Origin of the sequence: Anaerorhabdus sp., from assembly GCF_036637135.1 — a bacterium.
Classification (GTDB): Bacteria; Bacillota_I; Bacilli_A; order Erysipelotrichales; family Erysipelotrichaceae; genus Anaerorhabdus.
Genome location: NZ_JAVWNC010000007.1, coordinates 25,966 through 50,726 on the forward strand (window position 1 = coordinate 25,966; position 24,761 = coordinate 50,726).

Annotated in this window: 26 protein-coding genes; 4 read left to right on the plus strand and 22 right to left on the minus strand. The window is 32.9% G+C overall.

Annotation, left to right across the window (positions count from 1 at the left end; translation table 11 throughout):
* From ilvD to RR643_RS02345, 18 genes are all read right to left on the minus strand, one after another.
* Window positions 1–1,635, minus strand: a complete 1,635-nt coding sequence (ilvD, locus tag RR643_RS02260; protein WP_332469607.1) for a dihydroxy-acid dehydratase — start codon at window positions 1,633–1,635, stop codon at window positions 1–3.
* A gap of 43 nt (window positions 1,636–1,678) precedes the next feature.
* On the minus strand, window positions 1,679–3,034 hold the full coding sequence (locus tag RR643_RS02265; protein ID WP_332469606.1) for a PTS galactitol transporter subunit IIC: 1,356 nt from the start codon (window positions 3,032–3,034) through the stop codon (window positions 1,679–1,681).
* Window positions 3,035–3,057: 23 nt separating this feature from the next.
* Entirely contained in the window at window positions 3,058–3,336 is a 279-nt protein-coding gene (locus RR643_RS02270; RefSeq protein ID WP_332469605.1) for a PTS sugar transporter subunit IIB, read from the minus strand.
* Between the two features lie 19 nt (window positions 3,337–3,355).
* Entirely contained in the window at window positions 3,356–3,811 is a 456-nt protein-coding gene (locus tag RR643_RS02275; RefSeq protein ID WP_332469604.1) for a PTS sugar transporter subunit IIA, read from the minus strand.
* A 4-nt stretch (window positions 3,812–3,815) separates the two neighbouring features.
* A complete protein-coding gene (locus RR643_RS02280; protein WP_332482186.1) occupies window positions 3,816–4,445 on the minus strand; it encodes a bifunctional 4-hydroxy-2-oxoglutarate aldolase/2-dehydro-3-deoxy-phosphogluconate aldolase in 630 nt (209 codons plus the stop codon).
* Window positions 4,446–4,508: 63 nt separating this feature from the next.
* Entirely contained in the window at window positions 4,509–7,322 is a 2,814-nt protein-coding gene (locus tag RR643_RS02285) for a PTS sugar transporter subunit IIA (RefSeq protein WP_332482187.1), read from the minus strand.
* Window positions 7,323–7,397: 75 nt separating this feature from the next.
* Window positions 7,398–8,099, minus strand: coding sequence for a pyruvate formate-lyase-activating protein (pflA, locus tag RR643_RS02290; RefSeq protein ID WP_332482188.1), 702 nt, complete (start codon window positions 8,097–8,099; stop codon window positions 7,398–7,400).
* Complete coding sequence (pflB, locus tag RR643_RS02295; protein WP_332482189.1) at window positions 8,096–10,327, minus strand: formate C-acetyltransferase; 2,232 nt, start codon at window positions 10,325–10,327, stop codon at window positions 8,096–8,098. Before pflB ends, pflA begins: the two co-directional genes overlap by 4 nt.
* 232 nt (window positions 10,328–10,559) lie before the next feature.
* On the minus strand, window positions 10,560–11,663 hold the full coding sequence (locus RR643_RS02300) for a hypothetical protein (protein WP_332469599.1): 1,104 nt from the start codon (window positions 11,661–11,663) through the stop codon (window positions 10,560–10,562).
* A gap of 84 nt (window positions 11,664–11,747) precedes the next feature.
* The gene (locus tag RR643_RS02305; protein WP_332482190.1) at window positions 11,748–12,239 is read right to left on the minus strand and encodes a hypothetical protein; all 492 of its coding nucleotides are present in this window, start codon (window positions 12,237–12,239) and stop codon (window positions 11,748–11,750) included.
* Window positions 12,240–12,277: 38 nt separating this feature from the next.
* Window positions 12,278–12,922: a hypothetical protein gene (locus RR643_RS02310; protein WP_332482191.1), complete on the minus strand. Its 645-nt coding sequence runs from the start codon at window positions 12,920–12,922 to the stop codon at window positions 12,278–12,280.
* A 30-nt stretch (window positions 12,923–12,952) separates the two neighbouring features.
* Window positions 12,953–13,654 (minus strand): Bax inhibitor-1/YccA family protein, encoded by a 702-nt coding sequence (locus RR643_RS02315; protein WP_332482192.1) that lies wholly within the window; start codon window positions 13,652–13,654, stop codon window positions 12,953–12,955.
* On the minus strand, window positions 13,644–14,984 hold the full coding sequence (locus RR643_RS02320; RefSeq protein WP_332482193.1) for a hypothetical protein: 1,341 nt from the start codon (window positions 14,982–14,984) through the stop codon (window positions 13,644–13,646). Before RR643_RS02320 ends, RR643_RS02315 begins: the two co-directional genes overlap by 11 nt.
* A 145-nt stretch (window positions 14,985–15,129) precedes the next feature.
* Window positions 15,130–15,804: a hypothetical protein gene (locus RR643_RS02325; RefSeq protein ID WP_332482194.1), complete on the minus strand. Its 675-nt coding sequence runs from the start codon at window positions 15,802–15,804 to the stop codon at window positions 15,130–15,132.
* A gap of 69 nt (window positions 15,805–15,873) precedes the next feature.
* Window positions 15,874–16,917, minus strand: coding sequence for a PH domain-containing protein (locus tag RR643_RS02330; protein WP_332482195.1), 1,044 nt, complete (start codon window positions 16,915–16,917; stop codon window positions 15,874–15,876).
* Window positions 16,918–17,008: 91 nt separating this feature from the next.
* Window positions 17,009–18,556, minus strand: a complete 1,548-nt coding sequence (locus RR643_RS02335) for a hypothetical protein (protein ID WP_332482196.1) — start codon at window positions 18,554–18,556, stop codon at window positions 17,009–17,011.
* Between the two features lie 43 nt (window positions 18,557–18,599).
* On the minus strand, window positions 18,600–19,169 hold the full coding sequence (locus RR643_RS02340; protein WP_332482197.1) for an NUDIX hydrolase: 570 nt from the start codon (window positions 19,167–19,169) through the stop codon (window positions 18,600–18,602).
* Window positions 19,169–19,939 (minus strand): NAD kinase, encoded by a 771-nt coding sequence (locus tag RR643_RS02345; protein ID WP_332482198.1) that lies wholly within the window; start codon window positions 19,937–19,939, stop codon window positions 19,169–19,171. The genes RR643_RS02340 and RR643_RS02345 overlap by 1 nt, the downstream gene beginning before the upstream one ends.
* 49 nt (window positions 19,940–19,988) lie before the next feature.
* Here RR643_RS02345 and RR643_RS02350 point away from each other — a divergent pair, with 49 nt between their 5' ends.
* The 4 genes from RR643_RS02350 to RR643_RS02365 all read left to right on the plus strand — a co-directional run bounded on the left by RR643_RS02350 (window position 19,989) and on the right by RR643_RS02365 (window position 22,441).
* The gene (locus RR643_RS02350; protein WP_332482199.1) at window positions 19,989–20,534 is read left to right on the plus strand and encodes a CYTH domain-containing protein; all 546 of its coding nucleotides are present in this window, start codon (window positions 19,989–19,991) and stop codon (window positions 20,532–20,534) included.
* Window positions 20,531–21,073: a DJ-1 family glyoxalase III gene (locus tag RR643_RS02355; RefSeq protein WP_332482200.1), complete on the plus strand. Its 543-nt coding sequence runs from the start codon at window positions 20,531–20,533 to the stop codon at window positions 21,071–21,073. The genes RR643_RS02350 and RR643_RS02355 overlap by 4 nt, the downstream gene beginning before the upstream one ends.
* Window positions 21,074–21,150: 77 nt before the next feature.
* Window positions 21,151–21,558 carry a VOC family protein gene (locus tag RR643_RS02360; RefSeq protein WP_332469587.1) on the plus strand — a complete coding sequence of 136 codons (408 nt, stop codon included), beginning with the start codon at window positions 21,151–21,153 and terminating at the stop codon, window positions 21,556–21,558.
* Window positions 21,559–21,625: 67 nt separating this feature from the next.
* The gene (locus RR643_RS02365; RefSeq protein ID WP_332482201.1) at window positions 21,626–22,441 is read left to right on the plus strand and encodes a MerR family transcriptional regulator; all 816 of its coding nucleotides are present in this window, start codon (window positions 21,626–21,628) and stop codon (window positions 22,439–22,441) included.
* 15 nt (window positions 22,442–22,456) lie between these two features.
* On the opposite strand, the gene RR643_RS02370 is transcribed toward RR643_RS02365, so the two are convergent.
* From RR643_RS02370 to RR643_RS02385, 4 genes are read right to left on the minus strand one after another with little or no spacing between them, the layout of a single operon-like run.
* A complete protein-coding gene (locus RR643_RS02370) occupies window positions 22,457–22,867 on the minus strand; it encodes a DUF3788 domain-containing protein (RefSeq protein WP_332482202.1) in 411 nt (136 codons plus the stop codon).
* Between the two features lie 3 nt (window positions 22,868–22,870).
* Window positions 22,871–23,512, minus strand: a complete 642-nt coding sequence (locus RR643_RS02375) for a GyrI-like domain-containing protein (RefSeq protein ID WP_332482203.1) — start codon at window positions 23,510–23,512, stop codon at window positions 22,871–22,873.
* Window positions 23,497–23,739 (minus strand): zinc ribbon domain-containing protein, encoded by a 243-nt coding sequence (locus RR643_RS02380; RefSeq protein ID WP_332482204.1) that lies wholly within the window; start codon window positions 23,737–23,739, stop codon window positions 23,497–23,499. The genes RR643_RS02375 and RR643_RS02380 overlap by 16 nt, the downstream gene beginning before the upstream one ends.
* A 56-nt stretch (window positions 23,740–23,795) precedes the next feature.
* Entirely contained in the window at window positions 23,796–24,680 is an 885-nt protein-coding gene (locus tag RR643_RS02385) for a helix-turn-helix transcriptional regulator (RefSeq protein WP_332482205.1), read from the minus strand.
* Window positions 24,681–24,761 lie beyond the last annotated feature (81 nt).

A 24,761-nucleotide genomic window follows, 5' to 3' on the forward strand; every position in this document is an offset into this window, starting at 1 on the left:
CTATTTAAGTATTGCTCCCTCTTTTGCAGAATTTACCAATTTTGCATATCGTCCAAGTAAACCCTTTTCTTGTTGATGGCTAAATGGCTTTTTCATCTTTATTCTATTTTGAATCTCTTCATCTGTTAAATCAACATAAATTTTATTATTCGCTAAATCAACATGAATTTTGTCCCCATCTTCAACGATTGATATCGGACCATCTTCTGCTGCTTCAGGACAAAGATATCCTATACTCAATCCTCCGGATGCTCCTGAAAATCTACCATCGGTAATAATAGCTGTATTTGGAATAGCTTTCATAACTTCTGTAATCCTATGTAGCTCCTTCATACCTGGTCCACCTTTAGGTCCTTCGTATCGAACAATTAGTGCATCTCCTGGTTGTATTAACTTTTTATTGAATGCTTCAAAACATTCTTCTTCTGAATTAAATACCCTCGCAATACCTTCAAACTGGTGTAATTCAACTGGAACAGCACTAGTTTTTACTAATGCACCTTCAGGTGCTAAGTTACCATATAAAACTTGAATTCCGTTTGCAACCGATTTTTCATCATCGATGGTTCTAATTACGTTTCGATCGATGTCAATTTTCTTATTCAATTCTTCCTTAACTGTCTTACCTGTTACAGTTAAACAATCTACATTTAAAAACTTCTCGATTGATTTCATAACCGCAGGAATTCCTCCTGCTTTATATAAATCCACACAGGTCAAATTACCATTAGGAACAATATTACAAATAACTGGAACTTCACTTGTAGTATTCGCAAAATCACTCCACTCAAGTTTAAGTCCTAATTCATGTGCTAGTGCTGGTAAATGGATCAAAGCATTCAATGATCCTCCTATTGCGCTTAACACTGTAACTGCATTGTCTAATGCATCTTGTGTCATGATTTGGGAAGGGGTAATGTCATTCTTCACAAGATGCATTAATGCTACTCCACTATCTCTCGCACTAAAACGTCTCATACTTGTTGAACTCGGTATTAAAGCACCTTGTGGCAACATCATTCCTAATGCTTCACATAAACAACCCATTGTATTTGCTGTACCTAAGAATGGACAAATACCTGGACCAGTATAATATTTTAGTGTGCCTTCAATAACATCTCTCTCACTAATCTCTCCACGAAGAAATTTTTGTCTTAATTCCTTCGACTCATTAGGTTTAATTTCTGCATAACATGGACCAGAGGTCACAATTATACTCGGTAAATTAATTCTTGCTGCTGCATTCAACATTGCTGGAACAATCTTATCGCACGATGCTAAATATACAACGCCATCAAATACTCCTTCACCTACAATCATCGCTTCACATGAATCACTAATAATCTCACGGTGTGGTAAACAATATCTCATTCCAGAATGTCCTTGAGCTATGCCATCACACATTGCAATTGTATTAAATTCAATAGGTTCTCCACCTGCCTCAAGAATACCTTTTTTAACTTCTTCTGCTAGTTTTCTTAACGGCTCATGTCCTGGACAAATCTCATTCCAACTATTCGCAATAGCTATTAATGGTTTCTCATTCAATGCATCAATAGATACTCCAGCAGATGCTAAGTGTGCTTTTGAGATTGCTTTTTGAAATGGTTCTAATTTATCGATTGCTCTTTTCATCTATTTCTCCTTTGAATAAAGTTAAAGAGGATTTTCACCCTCTTTAGTTTTCTTCTGTTTGTACTGCTTTCTTTTTCTTACTCATAAAGAACCATACACTACCGAATACAACTAGAAGTACTGGTACTGAAATCATTGGATTTCGAGTAAAGGCTTCGAATACCAAGAAACTTTCTGTTAGTGCTGTTGCCGCAAATGACGCTATACCACCATCAAATTGTAATCCAACTGATGTTGCTAATGCTGTTAATACTGGAGATGTTATTGTTCCAGCTAATAGAACCGCTGCCATTGTAACTAATCCAATAATAATGCTTCTAAATAAATTCCCTTTACAGATAGCAACTACTAGCGCAACACGGAATGTTAATACGGCTAAGTCTGCAAATGGCAATACACGGTTTCCAGGAAGAATTACCGCTAATGCAATAACAAGTGGAGTTAAGATTAATGAAGTTGTAATAACGTTTTCATTACCTACAACTACTGCTGCATCAAGACCAATAAATAATTTTCTTCCTTTGAATCTCTTTTGACAGAATTTTTTTGCTGCTTCTGAAATTGGCATTAACCCTTCCATAAATAGTGAAGTCATCTTTGGAATTAACACCATTACCGCTGCCATGTTAACACCTAAGTTAAATGATTGAGCAAGATCATATTTTGCTAATAATCCAATACCAACGCCTAGGATAATACCTAGCATCATTGGTTCACCAAAGAAACCTAAATATTTTTTTGCGCTTGAAACTGAGAAATCAATTTTATTTATAACTGGAATTCTATCAATTAACCAGTTCATTGGAGCTGCAATAATAACTGATGAGACTGCTGATACAGTTGGTAATGACACATCTGGAATTCCAAAATATTTCTCTACTAGCGGTTGAGTCCAATCTGAGAATTTAAATGTGATAACTGCCATCACAGCACAAGCTCCCATAGCAAGGAATACACTGTTTGTTGCAAAGTAAACCATGATACCTACAATTGCCATATGATGATAATTCCAAATATCAACATCCATTGTATCTGTTAATTTAAGAGTTAACATTACAACATTGATAAATAGAATTTCGAATACTAGAATCGCAATAATAGGCGATGCCCAAGTTACTGATGCTATAGCACCCCATCCTACATCAATGATATCTAAATTAATTCCAAAGTTTTGAACCATTGCTTGTGCAGCAGGTCCAATGTTGCTTTTTAATAAGTTTACAACTAAGTTAATACCTGCAAAACCAATTGCGATTGTTATCCCTGATTTAAATGCTTTTGAAAACTTTACACCAAACACAAGTCCAATTAATGTAATAATAATCGGCAACATTACTAATGAACCAGCGTTTAGTATTGTCTGAAACCCTGCATAAATTATATCTAATATTGCATTCATTTTTTTCTATCTCCCTTTTCTGTTTATTTTAAATAACTAACGATGTTGTCTAATGTTTCTTCCTCATTAATTCCTGTTAATAGTGCGATAGCACCTACTACTGGAATCGTAATATCATCATTAGAGTATTTACCTGTTGTAACTAATAAATCAAACTCAGACGCTTTAGACTCCACTTCTAAAAGCTTACATTGTACTACTGAAACATCGATTCCTTCTTCAGCACATTTGTCTTTGATTTTGCTAGCCACTACCGTTGATGTTGCTACCCCATTCCCGCATGCAATTAAAATTCTTTTCATCTTCTTCTCCTTCTTTTACTTAAAGTAATTTATCTTTAGTCAAGTCATAGATTGTCTTGGGACTATCAGTTTTGATAATCTCTGATAACACTTCTTGATCTTGAATCAAAGCAATAATTTTTCGAAGCATTTCAATATGTCCATGTGGCTCTGTAAGAGCCATCATTATAATCATTGAAACTTTGATATTTGTATCTGGATCATCCATCTTTGCAAATTCTATTGGATGTTTTAATACCCCAACACATAGTGCCGCTTCGTTAACATTCGCAATATCGCAATGAGGTATCGCCACATTAATTCCTTCAGTATCAATACCTGTTGGGTATGTTTCTTCACGCTCTAGAATTGCATTTAAATATGTATTCTTAACATACTTTTTTTCTTCTAGTAACATTGCCATCTTCTCCAATGCTTCTTCTTTTGTTAACTCACCATCGATGACGATGATCTGAGATTCATCATAATTTGTCATTCGTTTATTCTCCCCAGTTTATTTTTGTTTCGAAGTATTCAATTTGTTTTTTCAATGCTTCTTCATTACAGGTAATGATATCTTGTTTGTCAAATATACCTGATCCAATACCTGCATAACTAGCACCGGCTTTAAAGTATTCTTCAACATTCTCTGCATTGATTCCTCCTACAACCATAAGAGGCATTTTACCAAGTGGTGCACTAATATCTTGGATATATTTTGCTCCCAAACGTGCCGCTGGAAATATTTTAACTATGTTTGCACCATCTTCAAGTGATTGTTTGATTTCAGTTGGGGATAATGCACCTGGTACACTAACCACCTTGTGTTTTGTACAATAATCTAATATTTCTCTGCTTAACATTGTTGGTGACAAGATAAATTTTACATTAGCATCTATACATGCTTTAGCCTGTTCTAAAGTTAATACTGTTCCTGCCCCTACTTGTATTTCATCCCCAAATTCACTAACAATTTTTTTAATAATATCTATAGCACCTTCTGAGTTCATTGTAATTTCAACAGATTGTAATTTTGTGCCCCGCATTGCCCTTACAACTGCACGTACACTTTCATAATTGTAACCTCTTAAAATTACTGTAACCTTAGGGAAGTTTGTTAACACTGTCATAGAAAAGTCCCCCTTCGCTATTAGTATATGTCGAAGGGGGACTTTTCTTTGTCTAATACTGTATTATCCAAAAAACTTTTTAAATATCTCTTTTTCTGTTTTGCATGTTTTTAAAATATCCATGAATTCAGGTTCTTTTATGTGTTGATATAGTTCTTCAAAGGCAGTTCTATGGTTTTCATCAATCGCTATTGTGAAGATGAAATCAACTTTATTCTCTCCATCCCAATAAATTGGTTTGTCCAATTTTGTGATATGAATGACTGGTTTTGTGACAAATTGCGTCTCTCCATGAGGAATTGCCATGTTTCCTTTTAGATACGTTGGTAAATAAGACTCTCTTTTATAAACACTAAGTAAAAATGATTCTGTAACATAACCATCATTTGCTAGTTTAGTAACGATCTTATCTAATATTTCTTCCTTTGTTACTCGATTATGTTCAATATATACACAATCCTCATGCAATACATCTTCTAAAGGATTATAGAAATTCGTATTGGATATGACTAAATTTTTAAGTTTTTCCAATCCTTCTCGTTGATGTATTTCTTCTGCTGAAAAGAAAGGTAGATCAATTACATTTGGATTTATTGTACCAACACACGCAATAATCTCATATTCTTTTGATAATGCGGTAATTTTATTTTGAATACCCTGCTCATCAATATAACCAATGTGTAACCATTCTAATTTCTTAAACACTGTTTCAAATTGATGTCTAATATAATTTTCCAAATGAATTGCAGCTCCTTCACCCGTAATACAACAAGTTAGTATTGCTGGTTTTTTAGATTTAGGAGAATTTTGATTTTCATAAATATTCATCGTTTCTTTTTCATCAATTGAAGTTAAGATCTCTTCTAAACTATCTTGTGTCCAAAGTGTTTTTCTCATACACTCTATCACCAGTAGTGTATCAGCTCTACCCAATACTCCAACATGAATTCCTAATGCTTCTTCAACTTTAGCTCGAACTTGTAATAACGACCCCATATCTGCAAGGATGATCGTACCTTTACCCTCATCTATTTGTTTAACTTTTGAAATAACTTTGTCACACATCATTTTGGGTGTATCTTCATACTCCAAATCTAAGCCATACGCATGATTTTCACCTAGTATTACATTAGCAGCTTCTGCCATTGCGCTCGCTACATGACCATGTGAAACTACAAGAACTGCAATTCGCTTTGAGTCTACATTATAATTGCTTTGAAACTTTTGAAAATATATCGCAAGATACCCTGCTTCTTCATTCAAATGCGGAATATTTACTTTAGAAGATAAATTATCTAAGATGTTTCTTGCCACAAAAAACTCTTTTGGACAACTATCCTTAATTTGTTTTAGTTCACTTGATAAATGTTGTTTCGTCGCTTGTCTATCTTTCAACATTTTTAAATGTACCGCTAATGGAAAGACAATTGCCTCATTTAAGAAAGGCAGATCTAATCTTGCTCTTTCATAAATTGATTGTGAAAGATTAAGAATATCCTCACCTGCTATAATCGAAATTTCTTCTCTTGATAATTTATTTTTTTGTACATCCCGTATTTGCTGAAGTAAACTTAGTTCTATTTCTTCTGATAATTTTTTCTCTACTTCTTCATTAGGTAATCCTGCTTGTTTTAATTCAGTAAATCTTTTTTCTAACTTACTGTAATTATCCCAACTATCATTTAATTTTGTTCGGGAGAATATCTTTTCTTCTTTAGCAATAAAAACTAAATCCCCTCTTATCCATGTATTCACATCTTTTTCTTGTTGCGTTCTTAGGTTTGCAAAAGTATCACTCAAGAAACGTGATTCAATAATTAATTCTTTCTTTTCGTTAACTTTACTTTCAACAAATGCTTTTGCACAGGCTGTCTTTACTTCAGCAAATAGTTGTCTCATATTCTCAGCATAATCTGTACTTGCTAATGAGATCAATACATTTCTTCTTACTGTTATATCTAAATTCATTTGTTGACTTTCTGACATAAAAGCTTGTTTTATATACTCAATTCTTTCTGTTAAAGTACGATTAATGTATTTAGGCATTTCTATTTTCATCGCAAAATGGCGAAGTATTTCTTTGCTTACTGTTGATGTTGCCTTCATATGAATACTACTTATAATCAGTGCCCTACTTGTTCGAATTGTTGCATTATCATTTAAGCGAGTAAACTGTCTTTTATCCAAATAACGATATAATACTTCTAATCCTTGCGGAGGAAAAAACTCTATGTTCTTTACATAAATAAAAGCCAGTTCTTCTTGCTCAATATATCCCGCTGTGTTTTCTTTTCCAAATAAATTCTCTAATAGAATTAATGGTCTTTCTAAATAATCAATACAATCTATCTCATATACAGGTACAATTTTATCTTGGTTCAATATCTTTGCATACTCCGCCATAGCATAAACCAAAACACTTCTACCACTACCAAATCCACCCATTAAGCAGCAATGTAATCCATTAGGTGGATAACTGACAGCCGCTATAGCTTGCTGAATAATATTCTTTAGCGATCCCTTTTCACCAATTATATGATGAAAAGCATTTTGGTTTTCATTCATCTTTGGATACTTATTTTGTAATTCAGTCCTAATTTTTGATACAACATATTTCCCTACAATAAATTGTGCATCATTCAATTGTTTAGTTAATGCACGGTCTGAAATATGATCATTTTTTTCTAATAAATCATTAATAACACGAATTAGCTCGTTTTTTCTTCTATCTCTTGAATCTGGTATTTTAAGTTCTTTTCTTACTCTTGTGATAACCTCACGAGATAAATCTAACTTGTCTGAAATGGTTTCATCAGTAAAAGGATTTTTTTTATCTTCGATTTCTATACAATGAATTATCTCTTTTTTTATATCCATATTTTTCCTCCACCACCCATTCACTACCTTATTATAGCCCAAGATAAAAAGAAAACCACTACAAGTTTGTAGTGGTTATTGGTCATACCATTTGTTGATTCTTTCAATATCTTTATCTGTTGCATCCTGAATATGTTTGTATGGATATTCTATACCCAACTCATCATACTTTGAATCACAAAGCGATCGATAGGGAAGAAAATCAACTTTTTCAATACAGGTATATTTTTGAAGTAATTTTTTTAACTGTAAAGTTTCTTCTTGAGTATCATTGATGGTTGGTATAACTACATGACGTATCCAAGTCTTACAATGCATTTCCTCAAGGTAATCTAGAAAATTTAATGTTTTCTTTAGTGATCCTTTACTAAATGCATCATACTTGTCCTCACTTGTCATTTTTATATCCAACAAGACTAAGTCTGTTTCTTTTAATAACGCTTTAACATCCTCGTTCAATAAACATCCGCTTGTATCCAAAGTAGTATGTAATCCCAATTTGTGACAAGCCTTAAATAGATTAGTCACAAAAGGTGCTTGCATGATGGCTTCACCACCACTACAAGTAACTCCACCATTCTTATAATAAGTGATGCCTTTTTTTATTTTTTCTACAACTTCTTCTACACTCATTTCAATTCCTTTATCATATTCCCATGTTTCAGGATTATGACAACACTTACAGCGTAATGGACAACCTTGCATAAACAATACGGCACGGATACCTGGCCCATCACTTGTTGAAAATGAATGGAATGAATTTATTTTGCCAATCATAATGTTGTGTGGAATGTACGTTGGATAACTTCTTTTTGTTGTTCACGAGATAATCGATGGAAATTAACCGCATATCCAGAAACACGAATTGTTAAATTTGGATATTTACCCGGATTTTCATAAGCATCAATTAATTGTTCCTTGTTTAATACATTAACATTTAAATGATGTGCATTTTGTACAAAGTAACCATCAAGTAAATTTACTAAGTTGTGAATTCTTTCATCTTCATTTGTACCTAAAGAATTTGGAACAATAGAGAATGTATTTGAGATACCATCACGACATGCTTCATATGGAATCTTCGCAACACTGTTCAATGCAGCTACAGCACCGTTTGTTTCGCGATTATGCATTGGGTTAGCCCCTGGCGCAAATGCATCTCCTGCATTTCTACCGTCAGGTGTAGCTCCTGTTTTCTTACCATATACTACATTTGATGTAATTGTAAGAACTGATAGTGTATGAATCGCATTACGATATGTTTTATGCTTTCTTAGTTCTCCAATGAATTTTTCTACTAATTCTTTTGCGATGAAATCTACGCGATCATCATCGTTACCATATTTAGGGAAATCACCTTCAATATTAAAATCTTCAATGATTCCATTTTCACCCAATATCGGTGTTACTTTTGCATACTTAATTGCACTTAATGAATCTGCAATTACAGAAATACCTGCAACTCCAAATGCCATAAAACGTTCTACTTCTGTATCATGTAATGCCATTTGTGTTTTTTCATATGCATATTTATCATGCATATAATGAATAATATTCATTGTATTTACATACAACCCTGCAAGCCATGTCATATATGTATCTAAACGTTTAACTACTTCATCATAATTAAGTGGTTGTCCATTAACAATGCTATCCATCTTCGGACCAAGTTCAACACCCTTCTTCTCTTCTACGCCACCATTAAGCGCTAATAGAAGAAGCTTAGGTAAGTTACATCTTGCACCAAAGAATTGCATTTGCTTACCAATCTTCATTGCTGATACACAACATGCAATTGCATAATCATCACCATAAATTGGTCGCATAACATCATCATTTTCATATTGAATTGAATCTGTAAGAATCGATATTTTACTACAGAAGTTTTTAAAACCTTCTGGTAATTGTTGTGACCATAAAATTGTTAAGTTTGGTTCTGGTGCCGATCCTAAATTAATTAAAGTATGTAACATTCTAAAACTTGATTTAGTTACAAGACTCTTACCATTTAATGACATACCACCTAATACTTCAGTAATCCACATTGGATCGCCACCAAATAATTCATTGTAATCTGGTGTTCTTAAATGACGAGCTAAACGTAATTTAATCACAAATTGATCCATCAATTCTTGTGCTTCAGTTTCAGTTAAAATTCCTTCTTGTATATCTCGTTCAAAATAGATATCAAAGAATGTACTAACTCTACCTAAAGACATTGCAGCACCATTTTGTTCTTTAATTGCACCTAAATAACCAAAGTAAGTCCATTGGATTGCTTCTTTAGCGTTTTCTGCTGGTTTAGAAATATCAAACCCATGCATTGCAGCCATTTCTTTTAATTTACCTAAGAAAGTAATTTGTTGGTATAATTCTTCCAATTGACGAATTTCATCTTGTCCAAGCCCTTGTTGTCCAAGTAAAATCTTATCTTTTTTCTTTTCTTCAATTAAGCGGTCAATACCATATAATGCAACACGACGATAATCACCAATGATTCTTCCTCTACCATAAGCATCTGGAAGTCCTGTAATTAATCCTACTTTACGTGCTGCTCTCATTTCATCTGTATATGCTCTAAACACCCCATCATTATGAGTTGTTTTATATTTGAACTGTTCTTCTATTGTGTCTGATAATTTGTAGCCATAAGCCTCTACTGCGCTTCTAGCCATACGAATACCACCAAAAGGATTAACACCACGTTTTAATGGTTCATCCGTTTGTAACCCAACAATCAATTCTAATTCTTTATTAATGTATCCTGGTGCATAGTTTGTCAACGAAGTAATAACTTCTGTATCCACACTTAAAACACCCTCATTTTCATGTTCTTTTTTCAATAGATCATTCACATGTTCCATTAATTGATTCGTGTTATCTGTTGCATCTACAAGGAATTGATCATCTCCTGTATATTCTGTATAATTCGAAAGTATAAAATCTCTTACATCAATACTTTCTTGCCATTGATTACCTTTAAATCCGCGATATGCATTTTCCATAATATTACCCTCCTATGCAATAGTATAAAACAAAAGGCAACTCAAAAGAAATGAATTGCCCAGATGGTCGACATGACTTGTTATCCCGTTACATTGTGTGCTCACATTCCATCAGTAACAGGCAAGATTTAAGTTTTATATGTTTAGTTTATCGACTGTACCTTTAATTGTCAAGGTGAACCACATAAGTAATTATTTCACAAACTCACTTTTGTAGTTATCTTCATTTCTTTTAGTATGAAAGTTCTAATGAATGAATTACATTTTGAATGATTTCCAATTGTTGTGCATCAAGTTCTTCCTTGTCCGTAACGGCAGATACATAAATCAAATAATTCTCCATACTTACTATATAACCATCTAAATATTCACCATCACCATAGATTCTACAACGAATATTTGATTTACCTTCTGATGTAAAATCAGATACTGATACTTCCGTTAATCCGCCTTCATATTCAGTAAATAATTCAGTTATTGTAATAATTAATTCATCCGCAGTATATTGAGGTGCCTCATCAGTAATTACCATTACTTCTAAGTTGGAATCATAATATGATCCATCTCCATCAGGGCCAAAAATGTAATCGTCTTCTGTGTAATCAGATAACTCATAATCCAATCCATAATTAAATGGAATTTCGAAAGAAAAATCATATGCATCATATTTCTTCGTTGTAGGTGGATTTAAGTTAAATTGTTTTAATGCTTCGGTTGCTTCCTCTAAATTGAATCCAATTTCAATACCATAATATTCATTAAGTTCTTTCATCATTGCTTCTGTAAGTTTATTGTATTCAGATGCATAAATAGTAACTTGTATTAAGACTCTTTGTTTCGGGCTTATTTCTTTCGCAGCTACATAGTTATATACTACTTCACCTTGATTATCATAACTTTCTTGAATAATTAACGAATTATAAGATGCATTATCTCTTGTTTCATCAACTACGATTTCTGATTCACGCACAACTTTTAATAATCCTGAATTTTCCATTAATCCTTCTTGAACATAGCCAATTACGTTATCCGCATATTCACCTTCTTCATACATGTAATCATTGATACTTACATCAATGGACAATCCATTTTCTGAAGAGAATGCACTGTTATTGTATACATCCGCATATTTTGATTTAGGTACGTAGAATAGGAAACTTTCAGTCTCTTTTTCTCCATCCTTGTTCATGGAATCCGCAAGTACTGTCATTTCCATTAGATTCTCATAAGCTTCTTTGTCTGACTTTTGATTCATTACTGTCGGTTTGCCACCTCCGCCATTACTACACCCCACAAGCATTAACATGACTAAACAAATAACTAATATTTTTTTCATACTATCCTCTTTCTATATATTTAAGATCTGTGATTTAAAAGAAGGGCATCTCCACATGTCCTTCTTTCATCTTGCTTATTTAAATTATTTTACTTCTGTAAATCCTTCTGCAAGTAAATCACTTGTGAATAACTCCATTGAATAATATTCATCTTCGTTATATTCTCCACCAGCTGCAGCATCGTAGATATCTTCTTTATTTTTGTCTGCGCCTTTGAAGTCGATTGTTTCAATTGTCGTTAGTGAATTACCTTCTTGTTTCCAAGCGAAATCAATATATTTACTGCAATATAAAGTTTGTTTACCTTCGTCATCTAATACACCATAAGGACATGCCTCTTCAACTTGCAAGTATTCAATAAATGTTTCAATCTCACCATCAAGTGGTTCTTCAATCGTCATTGTTGTTTCAATTACACCTTTTACAATAAAATCATCTTCTGCTGTATAAGTATGTTTGTATGAATATGTATATCCTGGCTCTTCTTCTGTTAGTTCAAATACCTTTGTTACAGGTTTTGCACCACATCCCGTTAACACAACTAACGCCATTAATGCTACAAATAATTTCTTCATTCTATTCTCCCAAGGCTCCCGTGCCAAAAACTTATTTATTAATAAGCTTCAATACTATTTACAAATTCTTCTGCTTTTTCAACATTTGCTTCATCTGAACTTACAGTGATACTTGTTAAATATTCTCCAACAACTTTGAAGTATACTTTTTGGTGAAGATTGTAGTTTGTTTCAAGTAAGTATAAATAATTGAATTCACTACCCCCTACTGTTGCAGTTCCTTCTTCTAGTACTTCATAACTGAATTCTTCAACTGCAGTTAATTGTGATTTCATTGTTTCAATTAATAATTCTGGTGTAAGTGATTTCACAATAGGTCCTACATAATTTGAAACTCCTTGAATATTTACCCCATTATCTTTTGTAGTTACTAAGAATTCTAGGATTGTTTCTTGTGTTGCTTCTTGTCCTAATGCTTCTGACCCTGCATCTAATATTGCTTGTTGATATTCTTCACTTTGACTAATCCATCCATCTTGTAAAGTAAAACGAATACCAATAGTTTCACTTTCGTATAAGTTGTCTGTCCAAGTACCAATCACATAATCAGTTACTTCTGCTGTTTCAGCTGTTGGTGTTGGTGTTGCTTCTTCTGTTGCAACTGGAGTTGGTGTTTGTGTTGGCGTTGAACTACATCCAGCAATTAGGAACAACGCAATTAAACTAAGCATACATTTTTTCATTTTCTTTCTCCTTTTATTTTATAAATATCTTTATCTTCTTTTACCAAGTAAACGAAGAACATATAGAAAGATATTAATAAAGTCTAAATATAAATCAAATGCTCCATAAATCGCTAACTTTTCTAACATCGTTTCATCTTGTCGAGCTATTTCATAATTTCTCTTCATCTTTTGAATATCATAAGCAGTAATAAATAAGAATAATAAGATTCCCGCATAGCATATGAACATATCTAATGATGGAATTCTTAAGAATATACCAATCACTGATGTAATGATTAATGTAAATAATGCACCTACAATTAATGCTGAGTATTTTGTTAAGTCGAGTTTTATTGTATTTCCAATAATTGCTAAACAAATAAATAGAACTGATGAAAATGCAAATGCTGTAAAGATTTGATCCATACCATAAATTAATGGTAGTGTCGAAAATGTAATTCCAGTAATAACTGAATAGGATATAAATAATACTTTCGATGTGACTGTTGACATCTTATATAATCTTGATGATAAATAAATAGCTACGCCCAATTGCACAAACATTGGTAATAACAGTAGTAGTGATAATCCAGATTGACTCAAACTATACATAATACGGAAATATGCCCCTGTGTCATACATAACAAAAGCTACAGCTGCAGTGATAATCAAACCAATTGCCATCCATATAAAACTTTTTACCATGTGTTTTTGTAACGAATATGCTTCTATATATAAACTATCTCTCATAATATGCCTCCTCATAATTGAATCTTTCTACTTCTGTTCTTTCCTCTTTATTTGCTTCATAAATCACTGCTTCTTGTGTAATTGTATCGATTTCAACAACATAACGTAATGAGCTTAAATCTTCAGGTGGTGATTCATTTTCAAATGTCTCCATATCTAAATCATGGAAGAACAAGATAAGTTCAGGAACATTTTCCATATCAGAGTAAATTCCTTCATCAATCGCAACTTCTCTTACGTCTTCTAAAGTACAATTATTCTCAAAGACAACATCATAGGCATAATCCTCTGTTAATGAAGATGCATACATTTTATATACAACTGATGTTGGATATAATAACTCACGATATAATTCAACATTAAATTGATATTGATCCGGCTCACCTTTATTTTTTAAGGTAATAGAGTCATAGCCTTGAGGTCTTATCCAATAAGTTTCAATATTTTCCATTGAACTATCTGTAGTGATTGTTAATTTAGCTTTAAATACATAGGGTGATTCATTAAAGAAATAGAGTGTAGTTTCTTCATTTTCTATATCATATGTAAGTTGAATTTCTCCATTTTCTTGGAAATCAACATTACGATACGTTTGTTGTGTAGTAGCTGTTGGTGAATTTGAACTTCTTGTATAGTTCACCCTTTCACTTACATAGTTGTAACCAAAACCAAACAAGAGAACCATAACAACCACAATCATTCCAAACGTAATTAGATTCAATTTACCTTGTTTTTCAGTAAGACTTACTGTTGGATTATCTTGTGTTGTTTCAACTGGTTTTTCAATTACTTCTGATTCTAAATTCAACATTTCTTTGAATTTTTTCATCGCATTCTCACGATTTTCTTGTTTCTTCATTGTGTATTGAATTAAGAAAGTTTTATTTTTTGCTTTTATTTCTATAACTGGAGTTAAAATATTCCCTCTGAATATTTCTTTATCTACACATTCATCAATCCATGCTCTATGTAATACAAAAGGAATCGCAAGTGTTGTGGATAAAATATAGTTTTTTGATACATAGAGATTCTTATGTATCATTTCAAATTCTTCGTCCTCAACATATAATTCATCTGCTTTAGCCCATTTATTAAATCTTCCTTTGGCAGTGATATATTTTATCAATCCAATAATAGCGAGTATCAAAGACATTAATGCCCAGTAAATCCAAATAACAATCAGAATGACCATAACTACATTCGCTTCGGTTGAATCAAAAACATCCATTCCAATCAACAAGACAATAAAAAATCCAAATAGTAATGACAGTCCTAGTGATATAAGTGTTTTTTTAGAGCCACTGAATAACAGTGTCTTAATTTTTTTCATCCTTTGAAATCCCCCTATAAGAATGGCCCGAAAACCAAGTATATATCTTAAAATAAATAATGTTAATTTTACTAATTTTTGGTTATAATCCGGTTAGATATTGTTTTAATCGCCAATAAAACCAAAAAAAAATAGGACTTTCGTCCTATTTTTGTGCAATACCTCCGACAAGTTGAAGTTCTTTATCAGCTTGACCAATCAAGTGTTTTTCACTTTCTTGTGTATCTACTGCTTCTTCATAGTAGACACCTTCTTCAATTTTATCACTTAGTACTTTTTCTATTTTTTCAATGCTTCCTTTGAAACGAGAATCGTTATTGAAGTTTCCTTGTTTCACAAGCCCTGTAGGACCTGCACCGAAATATTCAGTAGCGATACCAGCATCAATAACAAATTCGATAACACTTGCATCTGCAGCGTGTGAACAACCATTAGGAGCATCTTGAGATGCTTTTGCGTCTACTTTAACAATTGGAAGTACAATTCCAGAATCTAGTGTGAAGTAATATCGAGAACCGATTTCACAAAAACTGTATCCTAAAGCTGCACCGATAAATCCATCTTCGTCATATAACATGCCTGTTGTTGCGTCGACTGTCATATGTTCTTGAATGTATTTATATTGTTTTGACCCTGTAGCTGTTATAGCTGTGTAAGGCATATATGTTTTTGTTGAAGATGTTGAACAAACTTCTATTTCTTCTGTTTTAAACTCTTTGTTGTATTGATCTAAATTCTCAATTGTAAATTCTTCGGATTTAAAACCAGTTAACCCAAGGAAACAGACCAACAAACAGAGTATAAAAATGAATTTCTTCATATTTATTTCTCCTTTGCGCGCTCCATTATTATACCACAATGGGAGGGGTTGTCAAAAATCAACTTTTGATTATTTTTTTGACATTTGTTCCGCTCTTAAACGTTCTATTTCTGCGATAAAGCGGTGAATTCTTGCTGCTATTTTACGACAACTATCATTATCCATTCCCACTGAAATCGATACCTTGTTAGATTTAACTGTCATCACACTATCTACTAATCCTTTTTTCAATGTTACACTTTCCATTTTACTTAAAGGCATTGCTTGTATGTTTTGCCCATTCATACCTTTTTTCGCAAAGATTAAACGGCGGTTAGTTAGGGCATACGCATAGGCACCTTTGTGATCAAACTCCGATATATATTGATGATTTCCCATGAATGTAAACAAGATTTTCTCTGTTGGAGCTAATACAGCTAAGATTAATTCAGCATTTTCTTTAATGATTTTTTCATCAAATCCTTGTCCATAACCATGATTCAACATATATTCATAACATTTTTCAGGTGTATCAATTGATTCAATTCTTTTAGGTTTTGAAACTGGTTCTTCCTCTTCAAAAATTGTGAATTTTTCTAACAATGACTTCTCTGGTTGTTTCTTATCCACTTCGATTGGTTTAAATACTGGTTTTGGTTCTGCTTCATATTCATAGTGGTTTGCAGGCATATGATAACTAGGTGCAATTACTTCCTCTTCATCAACATCTTCATCTTCTTCTACTACTTTACGTTTCGAAGGTATACGCTGAGGCTTCTCTTTTTTATCCGGTTTTCTAATATTTGAAAGAAAACCAAAACTAATAATTAACACAAGGGATACCCCTAAGTTAATCCATAACCAATATTGACTCTTTGATGAAACAATATCCACAATCACACTTAAGATAACCACTAATGCCTTAAATGATGTATCGTAATGTAGATTCATTTTCTCTAATACTAGATCTAGTAATGGGCATATCATAATAGCACACATAAATGCCATTGTTGCTCCTACCATTGAATTTGTATTCCCCAAACTAATAAAGATACCCACTCCCAAACATGCAAGTGTTCCCATGTATCTTAGTATAATTATAACGATTGGTAACACACCTTTTTTATCTTTCATGGTTTCATAGACCTTTCTTTGCATTTTATTAGTTTACATTGAAGATACAATTTATGCAACATTTTGGAAAAAAACCATCATTTCTGATGGTTTATGTGCCTTTTTGAACAGCTCTTAATTGCTTTTCAATTCCTCGTTTTATCATGGTAGAACCCGCACCATAATCGATAGAATATCCTGCCCTAGTTTCTACTATTCTTGTTGCCCCTAAATCAGCTAGAATCGATAATTTTAATATACTTGGGTCAAAAACTTGGATTGTTATACGATTGACTGATGCTTGTAACATCTTAATATTACTTGTTCCACCCATTGCTTCAATTGTTTTATCCACAACGCGACGACTTGTACCACTGTTGAATAAATCAACCGCTAAGTATTTGAAGTACATTTTTGTAACTAAGAAATATACAATTAAACTAACAACACCTACAATCGCAATTGTGATAACTGCATGATTGTAATTTGGATTTCTTACAAAATTCATGAATTCTAATATATTACCTGGCAACCCTATTGCGGTATTACCTGTAAAACTAAAGCCCAATGCTACTTTCAACGCTTGGAATAACCCAAACAACATTCCTGTATAAGTAATATGGAAAATGAATAGTAATGGACACAATAGAATTAGTAGTATTTCTAATGGTAATAGAGTACCTGCAAACAAAGATAATAAAGTCGCAAGTACGAAGAATAAGCGAATTCTTCGCTTTTCAATCTTATCTGTATAGACTGTATAGAATGCCCAAATCATACCTGGAATCGCAAACAAGTTTAATACATAATAAGGCGTAATGAAGCGTCCCGCTGTAGCAGGTACAAGATTTTGTGAAATCATTGTTGTCCAAATGCTCACATCACCCGCAATACTTTCTCCCACAAGATTAATCCAAGAACCACCTAAGCTACCATACCAGAATGGTGCTCTTATAAAGGAACCTAATCCGAAAACAGAGAACAAACGATCCGAAACCCCATAAACGAAGATATTAATTGGGTTTGAAATATCACTAGCAATAAACTTCGACATTTGATCAATACCTTGAAATAGATATTGCCATACAAAACAAACCGCAAATGCCGCTAGTACTGCATAAATAAAGTTTATTACCATTGCCCACATATCACGATCAACAAAGGCAAATAAACCATATGACGATTTATTCCTTGATTGTTTATACGCAAGACGTGTACTAATTGTAATGATGATAACTCCCACCATACCTGTTTGTACTGGATATTGTATTTTTCCCGCAAATGCTATTAATTGTGATGATGGAAGTGATATCCCAAACAACGACGAGAAAGCATTTGTAGGTAATGTTGAACTTGCAAAGAAAATCGTAAAGATAATAAAGGTAAAGTACCCCATCAATCCAATAAGGATTGTTGTAATCCCATTACTCTTTCTTGAAACCAAACGAAGAAAGAAGATAAATGGAAAATAAATAACTAGAAAATTTCCTATTTTTGATATTGCTTCTGCAAATAATATTACATATTGATTATCTATACTCCAGTAAGGACTAAATACTGAGTTTGTTATTAAATTGCCTATCCCTAAAAATAGAATCGCAAGAAAAAGCATTTTCAATGGTAATTGTAATACTTCATAAAATGTATGCCATCTCTTCATGTGCCCACCTCGCTGTCTATCATATCATTTTTGCCCTATCGATTCAATGTAGGGAAAGTGATAGTTTTTTCACTCTTTCAATTATTTTCTTATATACTTGAATCATTTCTTTTTCACTTACCCACTGCTCTATTTCATCAAAAGGAATCCATTTTAATGCACTATTCTCATCTTCTTTAATGCAAATAGGTGCATCTTCACTCGCTTCAAATACATAAGTTACATTGTAATGGCGATGCGCTTGTACAGGTAATCCTCTTTTAATATGGGCATTAACAGGCAAATCATCTAGCGATATAATGGGAGAAATACATTTAACAGAAGATAATCCCGTTTCTTCTAACACTTCTTTTTCCGCTACATGATACCAATCCTCATCACCATCATTGTGTCCACCTGTCCATGAGTAGGATTGATAAATATTATGAAATGCCATCAGTACCTTATCATGACTTTCATTGACCACAAAACCCGTACTTGTCATATGACCTTCCAAGCATTCACGCGTAAATATATTCTTGTGTTGTTTTGCCATAGTAAGTATTATATTCTTCGCTTTTTCCTCTTCATGATCTTGAGGAATATATTGTTCTATCGCTTGTATACCCTTCATTAGAACAATGACTTCAATCTTTCTAAATATGAAACACGACGATATCTCATCATCCTCACACTACGTTTACTCAATTGACAAACAACTTCTGCTTTACCATCGAGCTTGCGACTATTTGAATCAGTACACAACAAAGCACCATCATAATTATCTGAAACTAAACGAACAATACTATCTTCTTTTAATACAATGGGTGAGCCTAAAGATTGAAATTCACGATGATGGATACCTGCAATTTCTGCGATTTGGATTACAGGTAATCCCTCTTGTATAATTGCTCCTTGTACAGAGCGATTGTATGCTGTAGAGCCCAACTGCGTACATACACAAATTCCTGTACCTCGATATGTTTCTAATTTTTCATCATTGATATAAATATCTAATATTTGGGTACGACTACTATTTTCAACACGCATTTCATTTAATGCATATACTTTTTCATTTTGATCTATTGTCACTTCTAATAATTGTGATTCTACAATTGTACCTTCTTTATTAAATACATCTGTAATCAAATCATCAATTTCTGTATTTAAATAGTCAGTAAAGAATCCAAGTGTCCCACTATGAATTCCAATAAAACTTACATCACTCAACTGATCACAATACTTTTGTACTGCATATATAAAAGTTCCATCGCCACCAATTGTAAAACAAAGCTCTGGTTTATCTTCATTCCATTCTAACTTCTTACTTAATTCTTCTTTAAGATATTGGGCAAGATTCTCAGATTGTTCATCTGGTCGATTCACGATTACAAAAGTCTTCATAAACTCACTTCCTTATATGTGATATTATATCATAGAAGGAAGTGATAAAATGCACTCAAAATTAGAGATTGAATATAAAGTACTCATCACAAATGAACAGTTTAACACACTGCTTAAACTCTATCCCCATCATTTAGTATTATCGCAAAACAATACCTATTATGATACGACTCCCTCCCTTAAACTTAGAGGTATGGGTTGTCGAATACGTACAATCCATGATCGATGTATTTTTACACTTAAGGTTAAACAAGATAAAGGACATGAAGAAATTGAATTTGATGTCCCGACAAACGATATAGAATTACCTATCATTCAGGATGTATTAAGAAAATACAACATAGAGAATGTACTCCCTATGGGTTCGTTATTTACGCGACGTCATTTGGTTGAATTAGAGCACGCCGAATTATGTATTGATTATAATGAATACAATGGTCAAATCGATTATGAGGTTGAATATGAGTTAAAGGATCCATCAATAGATACTTTTGATGAATTCTTAAGTATACTTAACTCTGCCAATATTCCTTATGTCCCTAACAAAAGAACTAAAATACAACGCTGTTTTGAATCAAGGAGGAATGAAGAATGAAAAGTGCAATTTTTTGTGCAAATGGCTTCGAAGAATGTGAAGCATTGATTGTTGTTGATCTATTAAGAAGAGCGAATCTAGAAATTGATATTATTTCCATGCATGAAGAATTAGAAGTCAAGAGTTCTCATCAAGTGACAATTATCGCAGATAAATCTTTTGTTGATTGTAATTTCAACGAATATGATATTTTAATTTTACCTGGAGGTATGCCTGGTACTACGCACTTGCTAGAAGATGAACGACTTAAGAGAGTTCTACTTCATCACAATAAACAAGGCAAACTACTTTGCGCTATTTGTGCTGCTCCTAGTGTTCTTGGTTCCTTGGGATTATTAGAAAATAAAAACGCTACTTGTTTCCCTACATTTCAAGACAAATGTACTGGTGCCCTTATAAGTGATACAAAAGTAGTACAAGACGGAAATATCATCACCGGTAAAGGTCTTGGTGCTGCCATTGAATTTGCATCATGCATTATCGAGAATTGCTTAGGTAAGGAACATGCTGAAAAAATACTCAACCAAATCCAATATTAGAAAGCGTTTTATTCGCTTTCTTTTTATTTTCATTTTATGATGGAATTATGAGAATATCTCATTAGAAATCAGGTTATATGCCAAATTCAATTATTCCTTTTATTACCTTTTGTGGACAAACAAAAGAAGCTCTTCAGTTTTACCTAGAAACATTTCCTAATTCATCAATCGAATCCATCACTTATATCACTAAAGATGATCGTGGTGTTGAAGGTGATGTACTAAACGCTAGTTTCACTTTATGCAATACGCCCTTTATGGCAATGGACATGGAAAAACAATACTGCCCCGATCCATCTTGGCAAACTTCTTTTTACTTGGAATTAGATACGGAAGAAGAATTTGACCAATTGTTTATTGCACTCTCAAAAGAAGGAAATGTTTTAATGGGTCCTGAACCTATCACAACTGATTCCATTTCACTTAGAAAATGCGCATGGGTTACCGATAAATATCAAATTACATGGCAAATTTTATTTATTTAAATACATAGTTGACTCTAACATGATGATATACTTTACACTATAGATGAGCTCAAGAGGAGGTCCTCCCATGTTAAAGATATCAGACTTTTCAAAACTATCTAGAATCAGTATAAGAATGTTACGTTTTTATGATGAACAAGATTTATTAAAACCATGCGTGGTAAAAGAGAATGGATACCGTTACTATGAATCAACACAACTACGGGTAGCGTTACACATTCATTATCTAAGTTACCTTGGTTTTTCTACTGCCAAAATAAGACGCATTCTATCTACATATCTTGATGGAAATGACATTGTTCAATACCTACAATCTCAATTAGAAGAAATGAAAGATGAACAATCATCATTAATTGAAAAAATTGATTCTTTAACCAAGACAATAAACAAAATCAAACAGGAGGAAATGTTGATGAGTTACAAAGTTGAAGTTAAAGATTTACCCGCACGTAATATGATGTGTAAAAGAGGAATCATCCCTACATACCAACACGAAGGATTATTGTGGAAAGGTTTAATGGAAGAATTACATTCACTAAATATGGATATCCAATATCCAACTGATTCAAAAGGAATGGCTGTGTTCTTTGATGATGGATACAAAGAAACAGACGTAGATGTAGAAATCAGAATGGATGTCGTTGGTGAATACAACGATACAGAAAATATTAAGTTCAAAAATATCCCACCCGTTAAAGTTGCATCCATAACATTCACTGGTGGTTATGAGCACATTACCGAGGTATGTATCCATATTGCAAACTGGATTTCAGAACACAATTACGAAATCATTGGTCCTGACTTTTCAATTTATCATGTTGGTTATAGTCAAACACAAAACCCTGAAGAATTTGTGACAGAAATCTGTTACCCAATTCAATAATGTAAAAAGAGAAAGCTAACATTTTGGCTTTCTCTTTATTGTAAGTAATTGTAAAAATTGATCATTCATCGAACTATCATCTAATTCAAACATCACCCATTTTCCATCATGGTAAATGGGTGTATCATCATATACCTTCAAAACTTCTTTTGAAAGATTTGGTCTTATTGTTTCAACCTTTTCTCTTTCATCTTTTCCAAAGATGATCATGAATCCCAATGTAGCTTCTCGTAATAGAAATGAACAAATTGTTTTACTACCTTTTTTGTACTTGCACTCATAAATCCATTTCTTACCACCATCATACCAACTAATTTCTAAATCATATTTATCGTTGATGATATCCGTTAATTCTTTAAAAACTTTCGCTTTCTTATTCCCTACAACCGATATTACCTGTTCAAAATCAATCTGTTCAATACGCATTGTCTACACCTTCTTAACTGGATGACGTATTACTGTTTTCAACTTCTCGGGTTTCGTTTTTCTTGGGTCACCCAAATAAATTTCATGGTGTCTTCGTGTCGTGAAATCTTCCTCATAACCCTCTTGTTGAACATACTCAACGAGTTTACGAATTGTTTCGGGCTCATTGTCATATGAACCTATATGCATAACTTGCGCACACAAACCTTCTTCTACTTCACCAAAGTAACACTTTGATAAATCCAGGTTGGGTTTTTTCTTTTTCAGTTGCACTTTGGCTTGTTCAAACACGTCTTGGTTCACAAATTCAGGCTGACGAATAAAAGATGTCCAAGTAAATTTATCCTTTTTTAAACCATTGATACCATTAAACTGCCCATCATCTATACTCCAATAACCTTCAAGTGGAGGTACTACATAATCAAAGTATCCATCCGGTTGATTCCCGCTCATTTTACTCATTTTAATTGCATAGGATAAACCATAAAGAACTTCTAATGCATCCTTATAACTTTGTGATGTATTGGGATTACCCTCACCATCAATCATAATAAATTTCATCTTTGGAATTGTAATAATACTAGGCGTTGTCGATGGAATATAATATTCTTTTTCTAATTTTTTATAATCTACGCTTTTTGCCATCTCTTTAATTGAGGCAGCATTTCATTCAACATCTTTCTTGCCTCTTCCTCATTCATTCCTTCCATGTGTGGAACACAGAAATCAATCATTTCTTCCATTGTGCAATCAACCGTAAATCTTCCATCTTCGTAACAATACAAACAATAATCCTCATTATTTGTACCATCACTATTCTTCCCAAACAAATCTTCATTTAGTGGCATACCACAGCTTTGACATATTTTCATTTTCTAAATCTCCTTTTCATACTTCTATTATCCACCTTTAAACTTGACATCTTTTGTCAGTTATTCATACAATTCATCATTTTTTTAATTTCTTCTTGAACTTCATTTTTTAATTGAACTGGTTCAATCACCTGTATAGATGAACCAAAAGATAGAACATACTCTTTCAACCACATATCTACAGGCAAATAAGTTTCTACAATGATTTCTTTCTCCAAATATTGTATTTGATGTGTATCAAATTCTTCAACAACACGATTCTTTACCTTGTAGTCAAAACACAAAACAACCTTCTTATTATTCGAACAATCTACATTTTCAATACTTGGTGGATTGAGTTGTTCAGTAAACACCTCATCCAGTACCTTCACATCTTCTATACGTATAAATTTAAATGTACGATAGTCATTCTTCGATAAACAATAACCCTGAACATACCACCCACGACCTTTAAATACTAATTTTGCAGGCTTAATTTTACGCTTCGTATTTTCTCCACTTGTACCCCAATAAGATATTTCCACAATGTGCTTAGAAAGTATAGCTTCTTTGAATATTTCAAAGAAATTATCTGTCATACCCCATTCGTTTAAATTTACTTCAATCCAATCACTTGTTTCTTTACGAAATAAATTCTTTAATTTTAGTATTAATTCATTTGAATGTGTTGATGCACCCTGCATCCCTTGAAGTGCTGTAATAATTTGATCCTGTTCAAACGATGTTAACATCGTCTTATTTAAGATATGATTATCCAACAACATAATTCCACCACCCTTACCTTGAGTTGTGATGAGAGGAATACCCGATAAGGTTAATGTATCAATATCTCGATAAATTGTACGCACCGAAACTTCCAACTCTTCAGCTAGTTCTTGTGCAGTACATGTATTTTTATCAATCAAACGATTTAGTATTTTAAACAATCTTTCTGCCGACATATTCTTACCTCTATTACTATTATTATACACATATCCTGACAACTCTTGTCATATTTAAATAAAAAGAAAAACCAACATCTC

Coding starts and splice junctions, on each gene's coding strand:
- ilvD (WP_332469607.1), bottom strand. CDS start 1,635: ATGAAAAGAGCAATCGATAAATTAGAACCATTTCAAAAAGCAATCTCA.
- RR643_RS02265 (WP_332469606.1), bottom strand. CDS start 3,034: ATGAATGCAATATTAGATATAATTTATGCAGGGTTTCAGACAATACTA.
- RR643_RS02270 (WP_332469605.1), bottom strand. CDS start 3,336: ATGAAAAGAATTTTAATTGCATGCGGGAATGGGGTAGCAACATCAACG.
- RR643_RS02275 (WP_332469604.1), bottom strand. CDS start 3,811: ATGACAAATTATGATGAATCTCAGATCATCGTCATCGATGGTGAGTTA.
- RR643_RS02280 (WP_332482186.1), bottom strand. CDS start 4,445: ATGACAGTGTTAACAAACTTCCCTAAGGTTACAGTAATTTTAAGAGGT.
- RR643_RS02285 (WP_332482187.1), bottom strand. CDS start 7,322: ATGGATATAAAAAAAGAGATAATTCATTGTATAGAAATCGAAGATAAA.
- pflA (WP_332482188.1), bottom strand. CDS start 8,099: ATGATTGGCAAAATAAATTCATTCCATTCATTTTCAACAAGTGATGGG.
- pflB (WP_332482189.1), bottom strand. CDS start 10,327: ATGGAAAATGCATATCGCGGATTTAAAGGTAATCAATGGCAAGAAAGT.
- RR643_RS02300 (WP_332469599.1), bottom strand. CDS start 11,663: ATGAAAAAAATATTAGTTATTTGTTTAGTCATGTTAATGCTTGTGGGG.
- RR643_RS02305 (WP_332482190.1), bottom strand. CDS start 12,239: ATGAAGAAATTATTTGTAGCATTAATGGCGTTAGTTGTGTTAACGGGA.
- RR643_RS02310 (WP_332482191.1), bottom strand. CDS start 12,922: ATGAAAAAATGTATGCTTAGTTTAATTGCGTTGTTCCTAATTGCTGGA.
- RR643_RS02315 (WP_332482192.1), bottom strand. CDS start 13,654: ATGAGAGATAGTTTATATATAGAAGCATATTCGTTACAAAAACACATG.
- RR643_RS02320 (WP_332482193.1), bottom strand. CDS start 14,984: ATGAAAAAAATTAAGACACTGTTATTCAGTGGCTCTAAAAAAACACTT.
- RR643_RS02325 (WP_332482194.1), bottom strand. CDS start 15,804: ATGAAGAAATTCATTTTTATACTCTGTTTGTTGGTCTGTTTCCTTGGG.
- RR643_RS02330 (WP_332482195.1), bottom strand. CDS start 16,917: ATGAAAGATAAAAAAGGTGTGTTACCAATCGTTATAATTATACTAAGA.
- RR643_RS02335 (WP_332482196.1), bottom strand. CDS start 18,556: ATGAAGAGATGGCATACATTTTATGAAGTATTACAATTACCATTGAAA.
- RR643_RS02340 (WP_332482197.1), bottom strand. CDS start 19,169: ATGAAGGGTATACAAGCGATAGAACAATATATTCCTCAAGATCATGAA.
- RR643_RS02345 (WP_332482198.1), bottom strand. CDS start 19,939: ATGAAGACTTTTGTAATCGTGAATCGACCAGATGAACAATCTGAGAAT.
- RR643_RS02350 (WP_332482199.1), top strand. CDS start 19,989: ATGCACTCAAAATTAGAGATTGAATATAAAGTACTCATCACAAATGAA.
- RR643_RS02355 (WP_332482200.1), top strand. CDS start 20,531: ATGAAAAGTGCAATTTTTTGTGCAAATGGCTTCGAAGAATGTGAAGCA.
- RR643_RS02360 (WP_332469587.1), top strand. CDS start 21,151: ATGCCAAATTCAATTATTCCTTTTATTACCTTTTGTGGACAAACAAAA.
- RR643_RS02365 (WP_332482201.1), top strand. CDS start 21,626: ATGTTAAAGATATCAGACTTTTCAAAACTATCTAGAATCAGTATAAGA.
- RR643_RS02370 (WP_332482202.1), bottom strand. CDS start 22,867: ATGCGTATTGAACAGATTGATTTTGAACAGGTAATATCGGTTGTAGGG.
- RR643_RS02375 (WP_332482203.1), bottom strand. CDS start 23,512: ATGGCAAAAAGCGTAGATTATAAAAAATTAGAAAAAGAATATTATATT.
- RR643_RS02380 (WP_332482204.1), bottom strand. CDS start 23,739: ATGAAAATATGTCAAAGCTGTGGTATGCCACTAAATGAAGATTTGTTT.
- RR643_RS02385 (WP_332482205.1), bottom strand. CDS start 24,680: ATGTCGGCAGAAAGATTGTTTAAAATACTAAATCGTTTGATTGATAAA.